Annotated in this window: 4 protein-coding genes; 3 read left to right on the top strand and 1 reads right to left on the bottom strand. The window is 69.1% G+C overall.

What is annotated here, in order from left to right; genetic code table 11:
• Nucleotides 1-1,176 (bottom strand): CoA transferase (locus WBV89_RS14205; RefSeq protein ID WP_423982010.1); only part of this gene is annotated, 1,176 nt, incomplete at its 3' end.
• Nucleotides 1,177-1,308: 132 nt separating this feature from the next.
• Here WBV89_RS14205 and WBV89_RS14200 point away from each other — a divergent pair.
• The 3 genes from WBV89_RS14200 to WBV89_RS14190 all read left to right on the top strand — a co-directional run.
• Nucleotides 1,309-2,598, top strand: a complete 1,290-nt coding sequence (locus tag WBV89_RS14200) for an aspartate aminotransferase family protein (protein WP_423982009.1) — start codon at nucleotides 1,309-1,311, stop codon at nucleotides 2,596-2,598.
• 18 nt (nucleotides 2,599-2,616) lie between these two features.
• A complete protein-coding gene (locus tag WBV89_RS14195) occupies nucleotides 2,617-3,438 on the top strand; it encodes a TrmH family RNA methyltransferase (RefSeq protein WP_423982008.1) in 822 nt (273 codons plus the stop codon).
• A gap of 29 nt (nucleotides 3,439-3,467) precedes the next feature.
• A partial coding sequence (locus tag WBV89_RS14190) for a DUF389 domain-containing protein (protein ID WP_423982007.1) occupies nucleotides 3,468-3,982 on the top strand: 515 nt, incomplete at its 3' end.

The following is a 3,982-nucleotide window of genomic DNA, read 5'->3' as shown; positions in this document are numbered from 1 at the left end:
CAGCGACACCCGACCGAGCCACGATCCACCGACGCGACGCTGATGATCGACGAGAGACGCCGCGACGCCGGCTGCGAGGAAGCCCGTCGCGTAGTCGAGGGCCTGCACCGGGAGCCCGATCGGGCCGAAATGCGACGGCGACCCGTCGCGGTCGCGGGCGAACTCGCCGCCGGCCCACCGCAGTCCGGTCGTCGACTGCACGATCGAGTCGAAACCGCGTCGCCCCGCCCACGGCCCGACCCAGTCGAACGCCGAGATCTGCACCACGACGAGCCCCGGTCGTTGCGCGACGACGCGTTCGACGGGGAATCCGAGCTCGTCGAATGCACCCGGGCGGTACGCATCGATCCAGACATCGGCCTCGGCGAGCAGCTGATCCATCGTGCGTGCGCCCGTGTCCGTTCGCACGTCGAGCGACGCGTTGCGCTTGCCGAATCCGGTCGACATCACCCCCACCGGGACGGACGGCAGGTGATCGGCACCGAGCCGCAGGACGTCCGCGCCGAACCCGGCGAGGATCTGGCCCGACACCGGTCCGGCGAGCACCCGCGAGCAGTCGAGTACTCGCAGTCCCGACATCGCCGCATCGTCCGACGGGGAGACCGGAATCGGGTCGCCGTCACCCACCCGTTCGACGGTCGCCAGCGGCAACCCCTCGGTGGCCGCGGCGTGCGGATGCGCGGCCCACTCGTCGAGCGCGCGCACGACCGCACCGATCATCCCGTCCTCGATCAACTCGGCTTCGAGTTCCAACGCGCTCCGCTCGGCGATCGCTGACGCCACGGAGTCACGATCGGGACCACATCCCAGCCGTCGCACGACGCCCTCGGCATGGTGCTCGAAGTTGCAGTGGACCTGGAGGTGACGGCCGTCGCGTGTCGGGTAGACCCCGGAGAGGTCGGCCCACGCCGGAACGGGTTCCCCGCCGACCTCGACGTGCGCGGTCGCGAAGGCGAGCAGGTGCTCGAGGTCGATCGTTCGGTCGGGCACGGCCACACCGCGCTGTTCGCCGAGCCGATCGAGCGCCGCGACCGCGAACGCCGCCGAATTCGCGAGGATGCTGTCGACGTCGAACGCCGACGACGCCACGCGATCCGGACCCGAGATCGCGACATGGGATGCGTCGAGGGCATCTCCGGGGAGAGCAGCCACCATCTCACCGAGGTCGAGTTCCACCCCGCCGAACGTACCCACGGCACGGGTCGGGCGAAAGAGGTCCGGCGACGACGTTGACGAATCAACCAGAGCAACGGACGCGAGCAACGGGATTCGCCGACAACCCGGCGGCGATGACGTAGCGTCACCGGGATGACGACCAATGCCGAGCTCCTCGCTCAATACCGACGCGTCCTGCCGTCGTTCCTCTCCCCCTACTACGCAGAGCCGATCTCGATCGATCGTGGCGAAGGTAGTTGGGTCTGGGACGTCGAAGGAGAGAAGTACCTCGACTTCTTCGGCGGGGTCCTGACCACGATGGTCGGCCACAACAACACGGCGGTCACCACCGCGATCCAGGAGCAGGCGGCCAAGACGCTGCACACCTCGTCGCTCTACCTGTCGCCGCCGATGCTCGATCTCGCGGAGGAGATCGCCGAACGATCCGGCATCCCCGATGCCCGGGTGTGTTTCACCACCTCGGGGTCCGAGGCCAACGACACGGCGATCCTGCTGGCCACGAGCTATCGCAAGTCCAATCAGGTCCTCGCGATGCGCAACAGCTACCACGGTCGGTCGTTCACCACGCAGGCGATCACGTCGCATTCGTCGTGGTCGTCCACGTCGCTCTCCGGGCTGCAGGTCAACTTCGTGCAGGGCGGCTATCGCCTCCGGTCACCGTTCGCCGCTCTCGACGACGATGCGTACACGACCGCGTGTGTGGGCGACCTGGTGCAGCTGCTCGACATGACGTCGGCCGGCGACGTGGCGTGTCTGATCGCGGAACCGATCCAAGGCGTCGGCGGGTTCGCCGTGCCACCGGACGGGTTCTTCGGGGCGATGAAGAAGGAGCTCGACAACCGCGGCATCCTGTTCATCGCCGACGAGGTGCAGACCGGATGGGGGCGCACCGGCGAACACTTCTGGGGCTACGAGGCGCACGGGCTCGTCCCCGACATGCTGACGTTCGCGAAGGGTGTCGGCAACGGCATCACGCTGGCCGGATGTGTCGCCCGGGCCGAGATCATGGACACGATCGACGTGCTGAGCTTCTCGACGTTCGGAGGCAATCCGCTGTCGGCCGCCGCCGGATCCGCGACGTTGAAGTACGTCGTCGACAACGACCTGCAGGGCAACGCGAAGGCGATGGGCGAACGGTTCTCGGCAGCGATGGCACCGGTCGTCGACGGGGTCGATTGGATCGCCGAACTGCGCGGACGCGGCCTGATGTGGGCGTTCGAGATCTGCCAGCCCGGGTCCACCGAGCCCGACGCCGCGAAGACGGTCGAGTTCCTCGAGGGCTGCAAGCGCCACGGGCTGCTCGTCGGAAAGGGCGGCCTGTACGGCAACGTGATTCGTCTGTCGCCGATGCTCGACATCACCGCAGACGAGCTCGACGTGGGCATCGATGCCTTCCGTTCCACCATCGCCGACCTCTCGTGATCCGGGCGTGATCGGGTCGTGATCATCGCCCTCGATGACCCCCACGACCCACGCCTCGACGACTATGCACTCCTGAAGGACCAGGCGGCGCGACGCGAACGCGAGGGCGACGACTACTTCATCGCGGAGGGGTACGTCTCGATCGATCGCGTCATCGACTCGGGCCACCAGCTTCGATCCGTGGTGGTCACGCCGTCACGGGTCGACCGGCTGCTCGCGGGCCGACCCGAGATCGCCGAGCGGGATGTTCCGGTCTACGTGCTCGAACGGGCGATGCTCGCCGACACGGTCGGTTTCGATCTGCATCGCGGCGTCGTCGCCTCGGCCGACCGCAGACCGGTTCCGTCGGTCGCCGACATCGCCGCCTCCGATGCTCGCCGCGTGGCCGTGCTCGTCGGGTTGAACGACGCCGAGAACGTCGGGGTGATCGCCCGGGCGGCGCGCGCGCTGCGGATCGACGCCCTGCTGCTCGACCCGACGTGCACCGACGCCTATTCGCGCCGGACGATCCGGGTCAGCATGGGTGAGATCCTGCACCTGCCGGTCGGGCGGGCGCTCGACTGGCCCGGCGATCTCGACATCCTCCACGCGGCCGGGTTCGAATCGTGGTCGATGACACCGGCACCCGACGCCGTCGACCTGTGGTCGGTCGACCCCGGCGACCTCCCCGATCGACTGGCGGTCGTCGTCGGCGCCGAGGGACCCGGCCTCGACGCCCGCACCATGGCGGCGACCACCCGCCGGGTCCGGATCCCGATCGATCCCGACGTCGACTCCCTGAACGTCGGTCACGCCGCCGCGATCACCTTCGCCGCGCTCGGACGGGACGTCGAGCGGTGAACGACCCGCGACCCGGATCGGCCTCGGACGTGGACCGCGAGCAACGCGACGTCAAGATCGAGGCCGCCGCGGCCCGGCTCGAGCAGATCAAACCCGACTCCACGACGACCGAGGCCGGATCGACGCGCCGTCGACGCCGGTGGCCGCCCCATCTCGAACCCGAGGAGCGCCAACGCATCATGGCCGAACTCGGGATCAAGCGGGAGCCCCACTGGGCGTTCCGCTTCTCGGTCATGCTCGGGCTGTCGGTCGTCGTCGCCGTGATGGGGCTCTCGGCCGACTCGGCGGCGGTCGTCATCGGCGCCATGCTGCTGGCCCCGCTGATGCAGCCCGTGCTCGCGGTCGCTGCGTGCATCTCGATGGCCCTGTTCCGCAAGGCGTTGCGCTCGGCCTGGTACGTCGTGGTCGCGTCGGCCGGTTCGATCCTGCTCGCCTACATCCTGTCGGCGCTGTTCGTGAACGGCGAGCTCGCACCCGAGGTGACGAGCCGCACGGCACCCGACATCCGCGACCTCGTGGTGGCGCTCGGCGCCGGAGCCGCCGG

Origin of the sequence: Ilumatobacter sp., from assembly GCF_049588435.1 — a bacterium.
Lineage (GTDB): Bacteria > Actinomycetota > Acidimicrobiia > Acidimicrobiales > Ilumatobacteraceae > Ilumatobacter_A.
The sequence above is the reverse complement of the archived record's forward strand: the minus strand, read 5'-3'. Positions and strand labels throughout refer to the sequence as shown.